This window comes from Undibacterium sp. KW1, assembly GCF_009937955.1.
Lineage (GTDB): Bacteria > Pseudomonadota > Gammaproteobacteria > Burkholderiales > Burkholderiaceae_D > Undibacterium.
Genome location: NZ_AP018439.1, coordinates 1175025 through 1191979, shown reverse-complemented (window position 1 = coordinate 1191979; position 16955 = coordinate 1175025). Strand labels below are relative to the sequence as shown.

At 51.1% G+C, this 16955-nt stretch carries 13 protein-coding genes and 1 pseudogene; 3 read left to right on the top strand and 11 right to left on the bottom strand.

The features are described from left to right. Window positions 1–19: 19 nt before the first annotated feature. Window positions 20–877, bottom strand: coding sequence for a DUF6348 family protein (locus UNDKW_RS05315; protein WP_162057871.1), 858 nt, complete (start codon window positions 875–877; stop codon window positions 20–22). A gap of 84 nt (window positions 878–961) precedes the next feature. Next, entirely contained in the window at window positions 962–1855 is an 894-nt protein-coding gene (locus UNDKW_RS05310; protein WP_162057870.1) for a LysR substrate-binding domain-containing protein, read from the bottom strand. Window positions 1856–2059: 204 nt separating this feature from the next. Between UNDKW_RS05310 and UNDKW_RS05305 the strand changes: the two genes are divergently transcribed. The 3 genes from UNDKW_RS05305 to UNDKW_RS05295 all read left to right on the top strand — a co-directional run bounded on the left by UNDKW_RS05305 (window position 2060) and on the right by UNDKW_RS05295 (window position 3795). Beyond that, window positions 2060–2836 (top strand): sulfite exporter TauE/SafE family protein, encoded by a 777-nt coding sequence (locus UNDKW_RS05305; RefSeq protein ID WP_162057869.1) that lies wholly within the window; start codon window positions 2060–2062, stop codon window positions 2834–2836. After that, window positions 2833–3123 (top strand): GNAT family N-acetyltransferase, encoded by a 291-nt coding sequence (locus UNDKW_RS05300; protein WP_162057868.1) that lies wholly within the window; start codon window positions 2833–2835, stop codon window positions 3121–3123. The genes UNDKW_RS05305 and UNDKW_RS05300 overlap by 4 nt, the downstream gene beginning before the upstream one ends. Window positions 3124–3219: 96 nt before the next feature. Next, a complete protein-coding gene (locus UNDKW_RS05295) occupies window positions 3220–3795 on the top strand; it encodes a putative 2OG-Fe(II) oxygenase (RefSeq protein ID WP_162057867.1) in 576 nt (191 codons plus the stop codon). A 7-nt stretch (window positions 3796–3802) separates the two neighbouring features. On the opposite strand, the gene UNDKW_RS05290 is transcribed toward UNDKW_RS05295, so the two are convergent. From UNDKW_RS05290 to UNDKW_RS05255, 9 genes and pseudogenes are all read right to left on the bottom strand, one after another. Beyond that, window positions 3803–4552: an alpha/beta hydrolase family protein gene (locus tag UNDKW_RS05290; RefSeq protein ID WP_370529089.1), complete on the bottom strand. Its 750-nt coding sequence runs from the start codon at window positions 4550–4552 to the stop codon at window positions 3803–3805. 430 nt (window positions 4553–4982) lie between these two features. Next, on the bottom strand, window positions 4983–6080 hold the full coding sequence (locus UNDKW_RS05285) for an AraC family transcriptional regulator (RefSeq protein ID WP_162057866.1): 1098 nt from the start codon (window positions 6078–6080) through the stop codon (window positions 4983–4985). A gap of 82 nt (window positions 6081–6162) precedes the next feature. After that, on the bottom strand, window positions 6163–8043 hold the full coding sequence (locus UNDKW_RS05280; RefSeq protein WP_162057865.1) for a glucokinase: 1881 nt from the start codon (window positions 8041–8043) through the stop codon (window positions 6163–6165). 147 nt (window positions 8044–8190) lie between these two features. Next, on the bottom strand, window positions 8191–8754 hold the full coding sequence (locus UNDKW_RS30280) for a DUF5110 domain-containing protein (protein WP_370529088.1): 564 nt from the start codon (window positions 8752–8754) through the stop codon (window positions 8191–8193). Further along, window positions 8751–10597 (bottom strand): annotated as a pseudogene (locus tag UNDKW_RS05275) (TIM-barrel domain-containing protein). Before UNDKW_RS05275 ends, UNDKW_RS30280 begins: the two are co-directional and overlap by 4 nt. 32 nt (window positions 10598–10629) lie before the next feature. Continuing rightward, window positions 10630–12306, bottom strand: a complete 1677-nt coding sequence (locus UNDKW_RS05270; protein ID WP_162057864.1) for an alpha-amylase family glycosyl hydrolase — start codon at window positions 12304–12306, stop codon at window positions 10630–10632. Between the two features lie 36 nt (window positions 12307–12342). Next, window positions 12343–13707 (bottom strand): MFS transporter, encoded by a 1365-nt coding sequence (locus tag UNDKW_RS05265; protein WP_162057863.1) that lies wholly within the window; start codon window positions 13705–13707, stop codon window positions 12343–12345. 365 nt (window positions 13708–14072) lie between these two features. Further along, complete coding sequence (locus UNDKW_RS05260) at window positions 14073–15284, bottom strand: cation:proton antiporter (RefSeq protein ID WP_162057862.1); 1212 nt, start codon at window positions 15282–15284, stop codon at window positions 14073–14075. Window positions 15285–15365: 81 nt separating this feature from the next. Then, complete coding sequence (locus tag UNDKW_RS05255) at window positions 15366–16874, bottom strand: tryptophan halogenase family protein (RefSeq protein WP_162057861.1); 1509 nt, start codon at window positions 16872–16874, stop codon at window positions 15366–15368. Window positions 16875–16955 lie beyond the last annotated feature (81 nt).

Below are 16955 nucleotides of genomic sequence, written 5' to 3'. Positions count from 1 at the left end.
TTGACTTGACGAACCGGCATCAAGGCTGCACCTTGCCGGATTGCACAAGTTGCGCTTGATTGACGCTATGTCCGCTGGTCCTGACAACGACATATTGCTTGCGGAATTCCAGTCCGCGCTGCGGCCATTTTTCTGCATATTGTTTCAGGTGTTCGACCGCAGGCAAAAAATCTTCGCCATTGACACGACAATCAGCAGCCAGCTTGCCTTCGTTATCACGCGAGGCAAACAAGCGTATGCCGATGAAATCACTGGTCTGCAACAGATCATGAAAAGCCGGCATGCTTTCTGTAAACAGGCAGCATGGGCAAAATGGATGTTCTTCTTTTTTCTTGGGCGCGGGCAGGCTGGCGAGATGGGCGACTGGGCCCAATATTACCTGGCGAAAACTGCGGCCTTCTGCCGCCTCAGCGCTGGTGTTCATTTCTATGACTGTGCAATTCAAAGGCTGCTCGCGGGTAGCATCCTGCAATACCAATAAGTCCATCCTGGCCCAGGTACGCAAACCTTCAAGTATCGCGTCAGATTCAGTGGCACCCATGGCATGCTGGTATTCGCTCAAACCCTCCGGGAAGTAGGCCGCATGGCTGGCATAGATACGTGTGCAGGTACGGAATTTGTCTTCAGCAAGCGTAACAGTTTCCACCCGCTCAACTGCCAGCAGCAAGCCATCTTCCAGGGCCAGGTAATTGTCTTGCCATTTCAATTTGATTGTTTCTGCCGTCAAGACCTCGAACAAGGCCAGCGTCAATGCAGCATCGATATTCAGATTGGCAAAAACTGGTGCCATTACGGGTGACGCAGGTGAAACCGGGCTGGCAGCAAATTTACTCGTGAAGCTTTTGAAAGCATTGCCTATGGAAGTGGTAACGGACATGAGAACGGAGATTGAAGATGAAACAGACCTGCATTGTAGCAAGAAGACCGGCAGACCAAGCTATTTGCATACTGCACAAAATTTTCAGGCCTTGATGGCATTGATCAATTCACGCGCATAGGTCGGCAGCTCATCATATTGCCGCACACAGATCAGCAAGTTCCTGACAGCCCAGGTATCAGTCAGATACAGCCTTTGTATTTTCATCAACTGCTCATAACGTAAAGCTGCCGTCTCGGGGATGATGGCGATGCCAGCACCACTTTCCACCATGCGGCAAATGCCATCAAAGCTGCGCAAACGCAGGCGGTAATGCAAACGCTGCCCCAGCCGCGCCGCATGTTCATTCAAATATTGTTGCAGGGCGCTGTCACCAGCCAGGCCTATGAAGTCATAGGTCAGGATATCGGCAAAGGCCAGGATGCCATTGACCGCAGCCACAGCATGCAATGGATGCTGGGCTGCCGTCACCAGCACCAGTTGATCCTGCCGGAAGGGAAATACCTGCAAATCTGCACTATCAACCGTATCGGCAATGATGCCTATATCGGCCTGTTCAGCAATGATGGCTTGCACGATGTCGTTGCTGAGTCTTTCTTCAACTTCGATATTGATGTGCGGATGTGCCTGCATATAAATGGCCAGCGCCTGCGGCAGGAATTCAGTAAGCGCCGAGGTATTGCACAACATCCGTATATGGCCCTTGAGGCCTTTGGCATAATCACCGAGATCACCGCGCATTCTTTCCATCTGCTGCATCAGCATGCGCGCATGGTGCAGCAGCGTGCGGCCAGCATCAGTCACTTCCACACCGCGCCTTTGCCGCAGTAACAGGGGCACGCCCAGCAAATCTTCCATACCGCGCAAGCGCGCACTGGCCGACGCCAGCGCCAGATGGGAACGGTCTGCCCCGGCAGTAATACTGCCTGCCTCCACCACGTGGACAAATAATTGAAGATCAACCAGATCAAAGCGCATGAGAATAATATTTTCAAAGTAGGACTTACGAAAAATTGTCCCAGCAAGGCGTCAGCGACGAAGACAGTACTTTAGTACGGCTAGGAGCTGCAACGCAGTTGGGGCATTTTTTCGTATGTCCCATATTTAGACTACGTAAAATACGAAGCCTTTCTGAGTATATTCCACATTTTCAGTTCTTGTTGGTAATGGCAAACTGTCTATATGGAATCCCTCATTACGCTATTTACCCCTCATGGCAACAGCACGCAGTGGCTGGCCGTAGGTTCTATTTTTCTCCTGGCAGGTATGATCAAAGGAGTCATAGGCCTGGGCTTGCCAACGGTGGCAATCGCTTTGCTGAGCTTGTCGATGACGACGATGCAAGCCGCAGCTCTATTGTTTCTACCTTCGCTTTTAACGAATATACGGCAACTCGGCAGTGGCACCGGGCTAATGCCCTTATTGCACCGCCTGACCCCTATGCTTCTGGGCATTTGCCTTGGCACTTTTGTAGCCGGATTCTTATTCAGTAAGCTCGATCCTGTCTGCTCAGGTGCTGGCCTGGGCGTGGCATTGCTGCTATATGGCGTCATGGGGCTGGCATCGGTGCATTGGCAAGTACCCACTCAGGCAGAACGCATGCTGGCCCCTGTCATCGGCATTGCGACAGGCATGGTCACCGCCTCTACCGGCGTATTTGTCTTGCCGTCTGTCCCTTACCTGCAAGCCCTGAATCTTGATAAGGACAAACTGGTACAGGCGATGGGATTGTCTTTCACGGTATCCACACTGGCCTTGGGCATCAACCTGTACGGCAGTGGTACTTTGCAATGGAATATTGCTGGTGATTCCATACTGGCCCTGCTACCTGCATTGGCTGGCATGCAATTGGGGCAAGTCATACGCGACAAAATGCAGCCAGCGCTGTTCAAACGCTGTTTCTTCATCGGCTTGCTGGCTTTGGGCGTCCACTACTTATGGGGAGCAGTGAAATCATGACAGAGATCAATTCTGGAGAAGCTGTGAAAACGGCACTGCGCATCTGTAAACAAGATGAACAAAGCAACTGCACGCATTTTTTGCTGTCTGCATTTCTGGATCAGCAACATGTGGGAGCACTGGATTGCAGCATCCATGCCGGGCAAGTGTGCGTCCATGTCCTGTATGTGAAACCCAGTTACCGTGAACTTGGTATCGCCAGGGCCCTGCTGGCGCAACTGCATGCAGAATGCCCGGGGCTTGAGGTAATTTGCGAAAATGGAAATGAGCAGGGAATGAAGCATTAAAAATCACTCCTTCCATCACCATAAAGTATCGCAATAATACGCAAATAAGCAGGCAAATCATCTATGATCATGTGCATCATTTCAGAAGGTGCGCACATGAATATCGAAGTACTCTTCCCCACCCTGGTTGGCATCTCCAAGGCCGATGACGACACCATTTATGCCATCAATGACGAAGTCTTGCGCCGCAAGGAAGACTTGAACCGCCTGCTTGGCCATTCATGGGGTGACAATGTGCTCAGTTCATTCAACAATGAGAAAAATATTTTCGCACTTGCCGGATTGCAGCATTTAAGAAAATTCATCGAAGACAGTGTCTTGCAGTTTGTCCACATGACCAGGCGTGACAAGGACTGGAAAATAGATCACCAATATACGCAAAGCTGGATCAATGTCACCAAGAAATTTGGTTACCAGGAAAGGCATAATCACGACAGGAATGTTGAAGGCGTACCCATCAGCGGCGTATATTACTTCAGCACCAACCAGCATGATGGCGAGCTCGCCATCTTCCCTTGCGACATGCAATACAAGCAGTTTGAAAACTATGTCATCGAACCTGAAGTCGGCAAGCTGGTCTTGTTCAGGTCCGATGTATTTCACAGAGTAGGCCCCAACCTCACAGATACCGACAGAGTGTCTTTCAGCTTCAATTACCTGCTCAATAAATAAGTACGTTCTAATGCAATAAGTGCTTTGCAAAGAATGCGGTAATTTTCTTATCCACCGCAGACATTTGCCCACGGTCAAAACCGGGTGGGTCATTGAGCATGTCGCCAACCAGGCCAGTCAGGTTTGGTGGCAGGGGCGACAACAGGGAACCGTGGCCGGCGTCAGGCACGTCCGCAATGTGTTCACAAGTCTGGCAGGCCGCCAATACCCTGCCGCTATGAAAACGCGGCACCAGCCAGCGGTCTTGCCCGGCTGTGACCAGACCCAAGGGCACAGGTGGGTTTTGTAGCGATGCCATGTCAAAGTCAGCAGCGGCAGGTACGCCAGCCACAATCGCAGCCACACGGGGATCATGGTGTTCACGCGTGGTGGTATCACTGAAACGGCTGCGGATAATTGTCAAAGCCAGCCATTTTTTCAGCCCATCAAAGAAACCGCCATTGAGGCGGGTAATCAAACCTACGCACGATTGAAAATCATTGACCAGATCTTCTTCACAATGCTGCTTGAATCCCGCCGGTGACCAGCGCCCACCTGCCATGCTGAGCGCGGTATGGCCGCCTGCCGACATGCCATACATGCCTACCTTGTCCAGCGTCAGCAAAGGCGCAAATCGCGGGTCACGGCCAACAGCATCAATGGCGCGTGATACTTCCGCAGGTCGCAAGGTCCAACTGTCGGGCCCGGGATGACTGTCATCCTTGTAATTGTCACCATGGTGTTCGGGCATGGCAACGATAAAACCTGCTTCAACCATGCTGCGCGCCAGGTCGGCATGCACCCAGGGGGAACCCCTGAACCATGCGAAATAATGATCAGATGTCCATTGCCGCGCACAGGCTCTGCGTGTTCAGCCAAATGGAACTGAAAGCGGCCCCAATTAATTTGTTGCTCAGGTGCATTGCTCGGATAATACAAGGTAATAGTGCCATCTGTAGCACTTGGGGCTATCGTTGTCAGGCCAACCGATGCACTTGCAGTGCCGGTAGCAAATAACAACAGGTACAGCAGTGCATTCTTAAAACAATTGAATAGTCGTTTAACAAGAAGTAGATACTTCGCTTTCATCATTCAGGCTCCAATCGGTCGAGTGCCGGGGACATTGCCCCGGATGAACCGGACTATGCGCAGGAAAGCGAATGATGTCTTGCCGCAGACTGAAAATTACAGATTTCGGCTAGCCGATTTCAGGAATCGGCCATATTTTGTTTGCGGTACTCGGTAGGCGTGAGCCCGGTCGCGGCCTTGAAGGCACGGTTGAATGGCCCTATGGACTGGAAGCCGGAAGTCAGCGCAATCGTCAGCACGGGCACATCCTGCTGCGCCGGGTCGGCCAAGGCAGCACATGCTTCGTCCAGGCGAAAGGCGTTGATGTAGGCATTGAAATTGCGGTAACCAAGCTGCTGGTTGATGAGCCTGCGCAAACGGTATTCAGGGATTTGCATCTTGCCAGCCAGGCTGGCCAGTGTCAGGTCTTCGCTGCGGTAGTGGCGCTCATCCTGCATCAGTTTCTGTAAAGCCAACACCAATGTAGCTTCGCCTGCGCCTGCCTCAGACACTGGCGGAGGCAAGTCTGGTGTCGTTGCCTGTTTTTGTAAGGGAGACGCAGGCAAGGGAAATAAATCCAGATGCCCCAGTTTTAACATCCTGAATGTCACGACGGCGATGATGAGCAGCAACACAAGTACATCTGCCATCGCAGTACCGCCTGCCAACCTCCCCTGTGGCGAACTTAAGCGGGCTATCAATAGTAAAACGGTATAGACACTGCCAGCAATCACGATAAAAGCACGCAGCCGACGTCGCGGCTCAACCAGGTCGGTACGCCAGTTCCTCGCCGCTGCCAACGCCGCCAGAATGGCAAATACCAGCGGTATCGCTCGCTGCATGCCCATCGTCACAGGGGCAATGATAGTGGCACTGCCCGCCACTACGGCACAGTTCAAGGCACTCAGGGCGGCTACCGCAAACCAGGCAAGCAGGTGCATAGGCCGCAATGCATAGTCATCATCGAACAGGGCTTGCACAAATACCCAGAACAGTACGGCGTTCGCAACAGAAATCGCCACCAGTGGTGCTTGCCACAGACGTGGCACCGTGGCTTCTATCCAGGGAGTGGCACTGATCACCTGCACCGCCAGGCCCAGACAAAGTGCGATACCTGAGCGCACTACCAGCAGTTGCGGGCGGTCACGACCCAGTATGGCGGACAGCAGCAACAGCAAAGCCAGCAGCGTACCGCGCAAAGCCGCATCGAGCAAGACCAAGGGATCAAGAGCCAACATGCCTGTCCACGAAGATGAAAGGCAAAACAATAACAGCAGCCAGACTGCTCAGGCAAGCTGCATCGCCTAGATTAAGGCCTAATCAGCTGTCCAGGTGGGAAATCAGCAAATTACTGAAACGCGATAACTCCTTGCGCTTGACGTCATCGCCATGCCCTTCGGTTTCAGGTGTATCAACCGACAAACCTACCGCGATAATATCAATCAGCAACAATTGCAGTATGCGTGAAATCATGGACAAAAAGGTGGCATTGTCCTCAGTATGATTGACCGCCAGACAGACTGTTGCCTTCTTTGCCAGTGGTGACTGGTTGGGCGTAATCGCAATCACATCTGCCCCGGCCAGGCGGGCAGCGTCAACGGCTTTCAGCAACTCTGGCAGTTTGCCAGAGTTCGAGACAACGATGACCACATCGCCGGGGTTCAGCAATTCTGCCGCCATCGAGAATAAATGCGCATCACCATAGGACGCGGTAGGGATACGGAAACGGAAGAACTTATGCTGACCATCCAGCGCCACGGCACGCGAATTGCCCATGGCATAAAACTCTACCTTGTTTGCCTTGCGCAACAGGGCAATTGCCTGATCAAGCGAGCGTACATCGAGCTGATCACGGAAATTCAAAATCGCCGACACAGTGTTATCGATGACCTTGGCGCTCAGGTCATGCGTGCTGTCGCTCATGCGTACCTGGCTATGGCGTACAGGTATCGTGCCGGTCAGGCTGCTGGCAAACTTGAGTTTGAAATCTGCAAGACCGAGGAAACCCAGAGAGCGGCAAAAGCGGATGACGGTGGGCTGACTGACATCGGCCAGGCGGGCAATCTCAGCAATTGCTTCATTCAATACCGTGCGCGGGTTTTCCAGCACCAGGGTAGCGACGCGGCGTTCTGCCGGTGTCAGCTCTGCCTGGATTTGCTGTATGCGGTCCATCAATGAACTGTCGCCGCTACGGCCACGCAAGTGTTCAGACAAAATCGCCGACACGCCATAAAACGCCGGATTGGGCGTCGTAATGACGAAGGTAGGTATTTGCGCCAGATAACTGGTGAAGCGCCCTTTGGCTTCAAAGCGAGTGCGGAAGGCTGAAGTGGCGAAATAATCGCCCATCAGCGGAACAATACCACCACCGATATAGATGCCGCCAAAAGCCCCTAGAGTCACAGCGAGGTTGGCACTAAAACTGCCCAGCATGCCGCAAAAGCATTCCAGGGTTTCCAGACAAAGTGCATCATCATCATCAGTCAAGGCGCCACGCATGATATCTTGCGCTGCCAAGCCTTTGACTTTCTTGTTATTTCTATCTGCCAGGGCGCGATAAATCAATTCCAGGCCAGGGCCAGAAATCAGGCGCTCGGTAGAGACGTGAGGCCATTCTTTCCAGGCAAATTGCAGGATGGCATATTCACGCTCATCCACCGGCGCGAAATTGACGTGGCCGCCTTCACTACCCAAGGTGACGAAGCCATCAGAGGTAGGGATAAGACCAGACACACCCAGGCCAGTGCCAGGCCCCAGGACGCCAATAACGGATTTGGGCACTGGTGTACCACCACCCACCTGCATCAGCTCTTTGGCCTGCAAACCCGGCAAGGACATGGCCAGTGCAGTAAAATCATTGACGATGAGGAGAGTGTATAAACCAAATTCACGGCGCACATCTTCTATGGAAAATGCCCAGTCGCGGTTGGTCATCCTGACCTGGTCACCGTCGATAGGATTGGCAAGTGCAAACGCCGCATGATGCACTTTGCTGGCAGGCACCGTAGATAAATAGGCGCGCAGCAAGGCGATGATGTCGGTGTATTCATCGCACTTCAAGACCTTGACGGATTCAAACACACCTGGTGAAGACTCAAGTGTAAAGCGCGCATGGGTTGCGCCTATATCTGCCAACAAGCGCGGGCCACTGGAAAAGCCCGCCGCGTTACCATGTTCTACAAGTGCGTGTTCTGTCGTCATGCTGTCTTCATATATACGGTTTACTGCCTATTGTCTTACAGAGAATACAATCCCGCAATTTACCACAAACACCCTGAAAATCATGCCCAAAATCAGTGATTGCCGTAGCAAGCAGTCTGCATCTGGCTCTAAACGGGCATGAAAATATCATTTAATTAACTTTATTAATAGCTCTGCCTTGCTATTTTTTTGCCAGTGCGCATCAATAAGTAACTGTTTTTTGGTTTCATCCCAACTGAAAGGTGCAGCTTTCCCTTGAAGGATTACTGATGCTGGTTTGCTGGCAATATTGTGTATATGCAGTGCAATGTTCCTGTCTGCAGCCTCAGCATGCACACCCGTCTGCGCTTGGAGACTGATTTTCAACTGCGCAGTATTTGCCTGGCTACTGAAGTGCATGAGGGTATAAGCCCCCGTCTCATAAGCATTCGCGGTTTCGCCATCATCGTCATACAGCTTGCCTGCCGACTTTTTGACCGAGGCATCATGGTAGTAATGCAGTTCCAGTTTTTTTGCTGAATAGTCACGGGTATTCTGCACCAACGGACTCATGGGTACAAAAGCGCCGGCACGCACAAACACCGGGATATGATCTTGCTCTACGCTTATTGTGTCAGTCGCACCACCTTGATGTTGCTGACCAGTATAAAAATCAAACCAGGCACTGCCTGCCGGGAAATACACGCTGGCTTCTTTTTCACCTGCCTTCATGACAGGATGAACAAGGAAGTTATCCCCCACAGATAAGTGTCAGCAACAGTTTGCAGTTTCTGGTTCAGCGGTTCCGCATAAAACAGCGGTCGCATGAAAGGCAGGCCATGCTGGTTATTCTCAAATGCCAAGGTGTAGTTATATGGCAGCATGCGGTAGCGCAATTCTATCGCCGCCTTTGCCAGAGCTTTGGTCCTGGCTTCACGCAAGACCGGCTCAGACGCCACTTCTTCCTGCGCATGTGGTCGGAACACTGGCTGGAACACGCCATACTGCAACCAGCGTGCGTACAACTCATCATCCAGATTGGCACCGGCAAAACCACCAAGATCAGAATGCATATAGGCCATGCCCTGCATACCCATCTGCAAGGCTATTTCAGGTTGTGAGCGCAATCCCCCCAACTGCGATTGACATCACCAGACCAAGGTATCATGCCCAGTCTTTGCGAACCTGAATAACCAGAGCGCATGAGGATGAAAGGCCGCTGATTGGGGTAGTCCTTCTTGTAGCCATCAGCAATCAGCCTGGCCCATTGATGGCCGTAGATATTGTGCAATTCATCGGCACTGCCAGTCTTGTGCTGCAAGGCAGATGGATGCACTTCCGGCTCCCCCAGATCACCCCACCAGCCAGCCACGCCCATGTTTTTCAAATCTTTATAGATAGCCCAGAACCAGTCTTGCGCAGGGGGATTGAAGATATCGATGAGACCAGTATTGCCAAAATAAAAATCATAGGTAAATGGCTTGCCCTGTTTGTCTGTTGCCAGCACATTTTTATCAACAGCTTCTTGCCATTTTTTTGAAGTCGTCAAGATGAAAGGCTCGGTGATCAGCACAGTCTTGATACCTTGCCGGGCAAAGTCGGCAATCATGCCCTTGGGATTGGGGAAGCTGTCTTTATCAAATTCCAGATTACCCATGGTGCCCTTGATATCTTTGCCAAACCAGTAGAGGTCAAAGATGATGGCATCGACAGGGATTTTTTCAGCGCGGAATTTATCCAGTATGTTGCGCGCTTCTGCTTCATTATGATAACCAAAGCGGCTGGCGAAATTACCGAAAGTCCAGCGCGGTGGCAAAGGCTGACGTCCGGTCAGGCTGGTGTAATTGCTGACGATGTCGGCCCAACTGTCACCGGCAATCACCTGGTAAGTCTTGCGGCCGCTGATGGTTTCATACGCCAGTGCATTGTTTTTCTTACTGTCGAGATCAAGCTGACCTATCGCGGCATTATCAAAATGCAGGCCATACATCTTTGATGAAAATACCAGCGGCATGGCAAAGTTCATTTGTTCGGAACGCTCTTCATAGCCATAGTGTGCCTTGTTATACAAAGGCAGGCGATTGCCACGACGGTTCATACCCAGCGCGCGCGCACCGCCACCATACAGGGCTTCGCTGGCATCCAGATTAAAGTCCAGCATTTCTGTATCTGCAGTTTTGCTATAGCCATTTCTTTCCGACAGCAAGGGCTTACCCTTGTAGGCATAGGCAATTTGTAGCGGTGATTTGCTGATGCTGACACTGATGTCACCCGCAATATACTGAATACTGCTCGCTGTTTCTTTGAAACTGGTCTTGACGCGGGCTGGCAACAAGACTACTGCATGCGAAGCCGGATTGAATTTTTCAGCAGCAGGAATAAAACTGGTTTCGATAATCTTGTCACTGTAAGGCTTCAAGATATAGTGGCCATCATTGGTCTTGATTTCCAGGTGATCAGCCTGCTTGTTGACAGACACGATAGTGCGTGCAGAATTTTGCGCCTGAACTGTACTCGCCAATGCAAAGACTGCAGCCGCAAAGATATTCAGTTTTACTAAAGTTGTTTTTTTCATGCTGTCTCTAATTATTTTTTTGCCTGTTCATACTAAGGTGCGATCAATATCGTGCTCAAGCCGCTATTGAATTGCACCTTGCCATTGACGACTGTGGCCGTCTTGCCTGAATAATAGTCACGCAGTTTTTGTCCATCGGCAAACACGCCTGCGACGCTGATGGCAGGATTGCTATTCGCCTGGATATCCAGTGCAATCACTACTTTGTCGCTGATACCGTTCTTGTCATAAGTACGCTTGAAGGTATAGGGTTGCTCAGCGAGTTTTTCGTGCAGACCTGCTCCTATGGCAGGATGGGCACGCCGGAATAAACCCAGGTGGCTCCAGTGCTGACGCACCTCAGCAATGCGGTAGCCATCACGGCTGGCATTCTTTGCAAGCTCATCCCAGTTCATGAAAGAACGCAAGGTCGCGTCGCCTTGCGCGCCAGCGACATTCAGCGAACGCGCAGTCTCATCACCATAATAAATCTGCGCAGCGCCAGGACTGAGTAAGAGTTTATTGGCAGATTCAAATGGCTTTTGGCGCAAGAGATCAAATGGCCCACCGTCATCGTGCGAACTGATGTAATTGAGTACGGAATATCCAGCCAATGGCCCATGCAGGCGCGCGGCATAATCACTGAACAAGGCTTCATAAGTCTTGTTGGCGTCTGACTTGAAACTAAAATTGATGAGGCTGTCAAAACCGTTCCGGTAAAAATTGACGGTCTGGCCGCCCCCCATGTTAAAGTCCTGACCATGACCAATCGCGTAGTTATACACTTCACCCGTCATGAAGAAAGCCTGATTGCCGAGTTTCTTTTTAGGATTGGCCTGCTTCCAGTCTTCATAAGCTAAGCTGGCAAGGCCGTGCAATTCTTTCCAGATTTCTGGCTCCGTATGTTTGGCAGTGTCGGCCCGAAAGCCATCAACACCGTATTTCTTCACCCAATCTACATGCCATTTCATGAGGTAGTAGCGTGGCGCACGTGGCAAACCTGTGCGCTGGAAAAAATCATCCAGCTCTTTGATTTCTTTGTCATAGCGCCCTTCTGCCTTCCACTTCGCTACCAGCACTGGCGGCAAGCTGACTGTGGCTTTGCTGTCTGTGCGTATGTCCGGCAGGTTTTTGACCAGGGTACAACTGACGGTGGTTTCAGCATCTTTATATGTACAGGTTGGCGATGTTCTGACCCATTCATCTGGCCAAACCGGGTCTTGCTCTGTCACTGGTCCCAGATGATTCATGACCACGTCGAGCAAAACACGCATGCCATGTGCATGGGCGGTATCAACGAACTCGCGCATGTCAGCTTCTGTACCCAGATTGGCATCGACACGGGTGAAGTCCTTGGCCCAGTAGCCGTGAAAACCGTAAGACTTGCCCGTGCCTTCATCGGTACCTGCATGGATTTGCTCGACCGGTGGCGTCAGCCAGATGACATCGACCCCCAGGTCTTTGAAATAGCCAGATTTGATTTTAGCTGTAATGCCAGCCAGATCGCCACCAGCATAACCTCGCTGGGGTGCTGCATCATTTCTACGGCCATAGGCAAGGTCGTTTTTACGGTTGGCATTATGGAAGCGGTCTGTCAGTAAAAAATAGACAGTGGCGTTTTCCCACAAAAATGGTTGTGCTGTTTTTAGCTTGGGTGCAGCCAGCGACATGGAAACGCAGGACGTGGTCAGCAGTACTGCCAGCCCCAGTCTGATTGCTTTTGCTTGCATGAAAAACTCCGTCGAAATCGAGGATTAATTCGAGGATTAAACTGCTGCAGCATTAGCTGCCGTCTTGTCCAAGCCTGATGCAACTTCGACAGCTTCATCCTTGACCAGCAATGTCAACAAGCCAGCCACTATCATGCAAGCCCCACCCAGCATCAACACCTTGACGGACTGGTTATCAAAGAAGTGCTTCAGGATCGCACCGAGCACGACACCGGCTATGATCTGCGGTATCACCACGAAGAAATTGAACAAACCCATATAATACCCCATGCGGTTTGCTGGCAAGGCACCTGCCAGAATTGCGTAAGGCATGGTCAACACACTGGCCCATGCTATGCCCACACCCACCATGGGCAAGAGCAGCATTTGTTTCGATGAAATCAGGAAGATACTCATCAGGCTGACACCACCTATCACCAGGCACAGCATGTGCACAAATTTGCGGCTGGTCATCTTCGCCAGCACAGGCAGCAAGAAAGCCGCGAGCGCCGACACACCACCATACACCGCGAACATGATACCCACCCAGTTACCACCTTCCTGGAAAGCTGCAGACTGCGCGTCACTGCTATGGAAGACAGTTTGCGCTATCGAAGGCGTGGTATATACCCACATGGCAAACAAGGCGACCCAGGTAAAGAATTGCACCAGCGCCAGTTGCACCATGGTCTTGGGCATTTTGGTGAAACCACCAAGAATCTCTGATACAGCCTTGCCTATGCCCTGGTTATTTTTGCGTTCCTGTTTGAATTTCTCCAGGTCTGCTGGAGGAATTTCCTTGCTGGTAAACACTGTCCACATGACAGACAAGGCAAATATGGCACCGCCAAAATAAAAGGAATAACGCACAGTATCAGGGATCGCGCCATTCACAGGCACATTGCTGACGCCGAGATAATCAGTAAATATGGTCGGCAACAAAGAGGCAATCACGCCACCGCAACCGATGAAGAAGGTCTGCATCGCAAAGCCCGCAGTTTGTTGCGAGACATCGAGCTTGTCGCCAACAAAGGCGCGGAAAGGTTCCATGGAAATATTGATGGCGCTGTCCATCATCCACAGCACAGCTATCGCCATCCACAAGACGCTGGAATTGGGCATGAGGAACATGGCAATCGATGCCAGTATCGCACCGATGAAAAAGAAAGGACGACGGCGCCCCCAGAATGGGTGCCAGGTATTGTCGCTCAGATAGCCAATGACAGGCTGCACCAGCAAGCCGGTGATGGGCGCAGCCAACCAGAACAATGCCAACTCATCGGGGTTCGCACCCAGGGTAGAAAAGATGCGGCTGGTATTGGTATTTTGCAGCGCAAAGCCAAATTGAATACCGAAGAAACCGAAACTCATATTCCACAACTGCCAGAACGACAGACGTGGTTTGTATGCAGATACTTGCATGGTGTTTTGTCCCCAAATTTATTATGAACTACTATTGCGGTATTACTTGGTGGCTAAAACGACTTCCCAACAAAGTCACCATACCAAGAATGCCAGCATACTGAAATACTACCACAGCAAAATGTAATCAAACTACATAAATTTTTAAGACTTACTACAAACAGCAAGCATGCCTGATAAAAATGAAAATCTGGCACAAAAACTTCACTTGAAAACAGCAAACTGTAGCAATACTACCCATGATTGTCTGCACATTTCAAGCTGATCCTGGCACATTCAGTCGTACAAGCCACATCAAGAAAATGCCCGCTACTTCCACAAAAGCAACGGGCATTTCACCTGCAAAAACAGAGATTCAAAAAATCTTACCAGCTCCTGAAAATCAACTCCTTCATCTTCTGCAATTTCGGATAGACCACAGGCACGGTCATCATGGTGCTGGCGATCGCCATCAATAACAAGGCAGTAAAGGTTTCACTGGTGATGATGTTCTTATCAAGCAGGATGTTGACAAAGATAATCATGATCAAGGCCTTGGTCTGCAACAGCCAGCCTATGATGGAAGCCTCTCCTTTTTCCCATTTGAGTATCTTGCCTGCCACCTGTATGCCTATGAGCTTGCCAGTGACAGAGGCGAACAGCAACACAGCCGCAGCGACGAAGACGGCAACACCACCCATCGCCCAGTTGGTACGCAAACCCGTACTCAGGAAAAACACCGGCATGATGGCCAGCAAGACATGGTGGCGCATGAGGTCCATTTTATCCTGGTTAAACCAATGCGCATCCATGACAGCGCCAGCGAGGAAAGCCCCTACCATATAGTGCAAACCCGCCCAGTCAGCTGCAAAAGCACAGGCGGCCAGCCAGATCAGGCCTACATACCAGCGGTCGCGCTCTTCCAGCCACACCATGAGTTTGCGAAACAAGACAGTAGCAACCGCAAACACCACCAAAAAGCCAACTTGTCGCCCTACCCTGGTCCAGTCCAGCAAGATCACGGCCAGCACACCCCAGATGGCAATATCGTCAAGACTGGCGTAACGCAATATGCGCTGGCCTATGGGTTGGCGCAGGATATCGAGCTTTTCCATCAACAGGATCAGGATGGGCAAGGCAGTGACAGCGCAAGCCATGCCCACACTGAGCACGAATTGCCAGCTCATGGCCTTGGCCCCCATCCAGCCATCCATGCTCAGCAGACCCAGACCAGCTACACAACCAAACAATAAAGGCATACCCAATGCCAGGCCCGCTGTAATAGTACTTTCACGGCGGTATTCCCAAGCCTTCTTCAAGTCCAGTTCTATTCCGGCAATCATGACAAAAATCATGACGGCCCACCAGGCGATGCCGTTCAGTGACTGTATCACCTGGGGATTGAATACGAATTTATAGTAGTCGGGATAAATCGCACCAAGGACACCAGGTCCCAGCAAAATACCAGTGATAATCTGGACTACTACCAGTGGTGCGTAATAGTCGGTTTTAGCTACCCTCCAGATCAAATAAGGTACGGTAAAAATGACAAACATCGCGATGAGAAAAATCTCGGTAGTGCTCATACCAGTATGCATAATTTCAACTTTGTTTTTAGTTTTTTTTCTATGCACCACCAGTAAAAAATGACAGTGGCGCCTCCCCCACTCAGTACTGCCTCAGCTTCTGGCCTTGCAATGCTGGGCAATATAGGCAGCATGTCCTGGCATGATGGCCACGCATTTCTGCACTACCTCACGCACACTATCGAGATATTCCATGGTGTCCGCTTCGGTCTGCAAATTTACCAGAGGATTGAGGCTTTCAGGAACTAAATTTTGGCCTTCAAAAACCTGCAACCAGCCAACCTCGGCAAACAATTCATTATCAACGCGCAGCAAGCGGCCGCTGGCGCGGAACAGGTCTATTTTATGCTGCAGACTATCCGGCACAGGCATGGCTGCGCAGGCTTTCCAGAAGTCAGAATCATCGCGCTGATTAAGCTTGTAATGCAGGATCACGAAGTCACGGATACGCTCATATTCAAAGCGCGACTGGCGATTGTATTCAGCAATATCGACAGCATTGAAACTACGGTCAGGGAAGAAGTCAATCAGCCGTGCAATGGCCGATTGTATGAGATGGATACTGGTTGATTCCAGCGGCTCGAGAAAGCCACTGGACAAGCCTATCGCTACCACATTCTTGTTCCAGGTTTTATTGCGCATGCCAGTCTTGAACTTGATGACACGCGGATCAGCCAGTGGCTTGCCATCAAGATTGGACAACAACACGGAAGCAGCTTCATCATCACTGACATACTGGCTGCAATACACATGGCCATTACCTATGCGATGCTGCAGCGGGATGCGCCACTGCCAGCCAGCGCGGTGCGCGGTGGCGCGGGTATAGGGCAATAATTCTGGCGCAGATTCACAAGGCACGGCCTGCGCCCTGTCGCAGGGCAACCACTGTGACCAGTCTTCATAACCGGTGTGCAAGGTCTGCTCTATCAGCAAGCCACGGAAGCCGGAACAATCGATGAATAAATCACCGTCTATGCGTTCACCACTTTCCAGAACGATGGCATCGACAAAGCCATCAGCTTCGCGCTGACTGACCGAAACTATCTTGCCTTCGGTTCGCACGACACCGCGCGACTCGGCGATTTTTCGCAGGTAACGCGCATACAGACTGGCATCAAAATGATAGGCGTGCGCAATCTGGTTCAGTGGTGAATTAGGCACATCGTAACGGGCGGGCATGAATTTATTTGCCTTGCCCATCATGCGGGTAATCGAATAAGCAGCCAGTTCATCGGCCTTACCCAGCTTGCGCATTTTTTGCCAGTACTGATCAAAACGCACACTGCCAAGATCCTGGCCTATCGTGCCAAAGCCATGCATGTAACGATCACCCTGCTTGCCCCAGTTGACAAATTCTATCGCCAGCTTAAACGTACCCTGGGTCTCGCGCAGGAATTCATTTTCATCGATACCGACCACCTGGTTGAATCTTTGTATCATCGGTATGGTGGCTTCGCCGACACCGACAATACCAATTTCATCCGACTCTACTACGCGTATCTGATATTGCCCCTGCAAGACAGTTGCCAGCGCCGTTGCGGTCATCCAGCCGGCAGTACCACCGCCTACAATCACCACGTTTTTTATAATTGTATTTTGCATTTTGTCTTCACCCCAAAAAAAACAGCCCCTGTGAGCTGACGCTGACAGGGGCTGCTTACAATCCAGATCAGAACCTGTTTA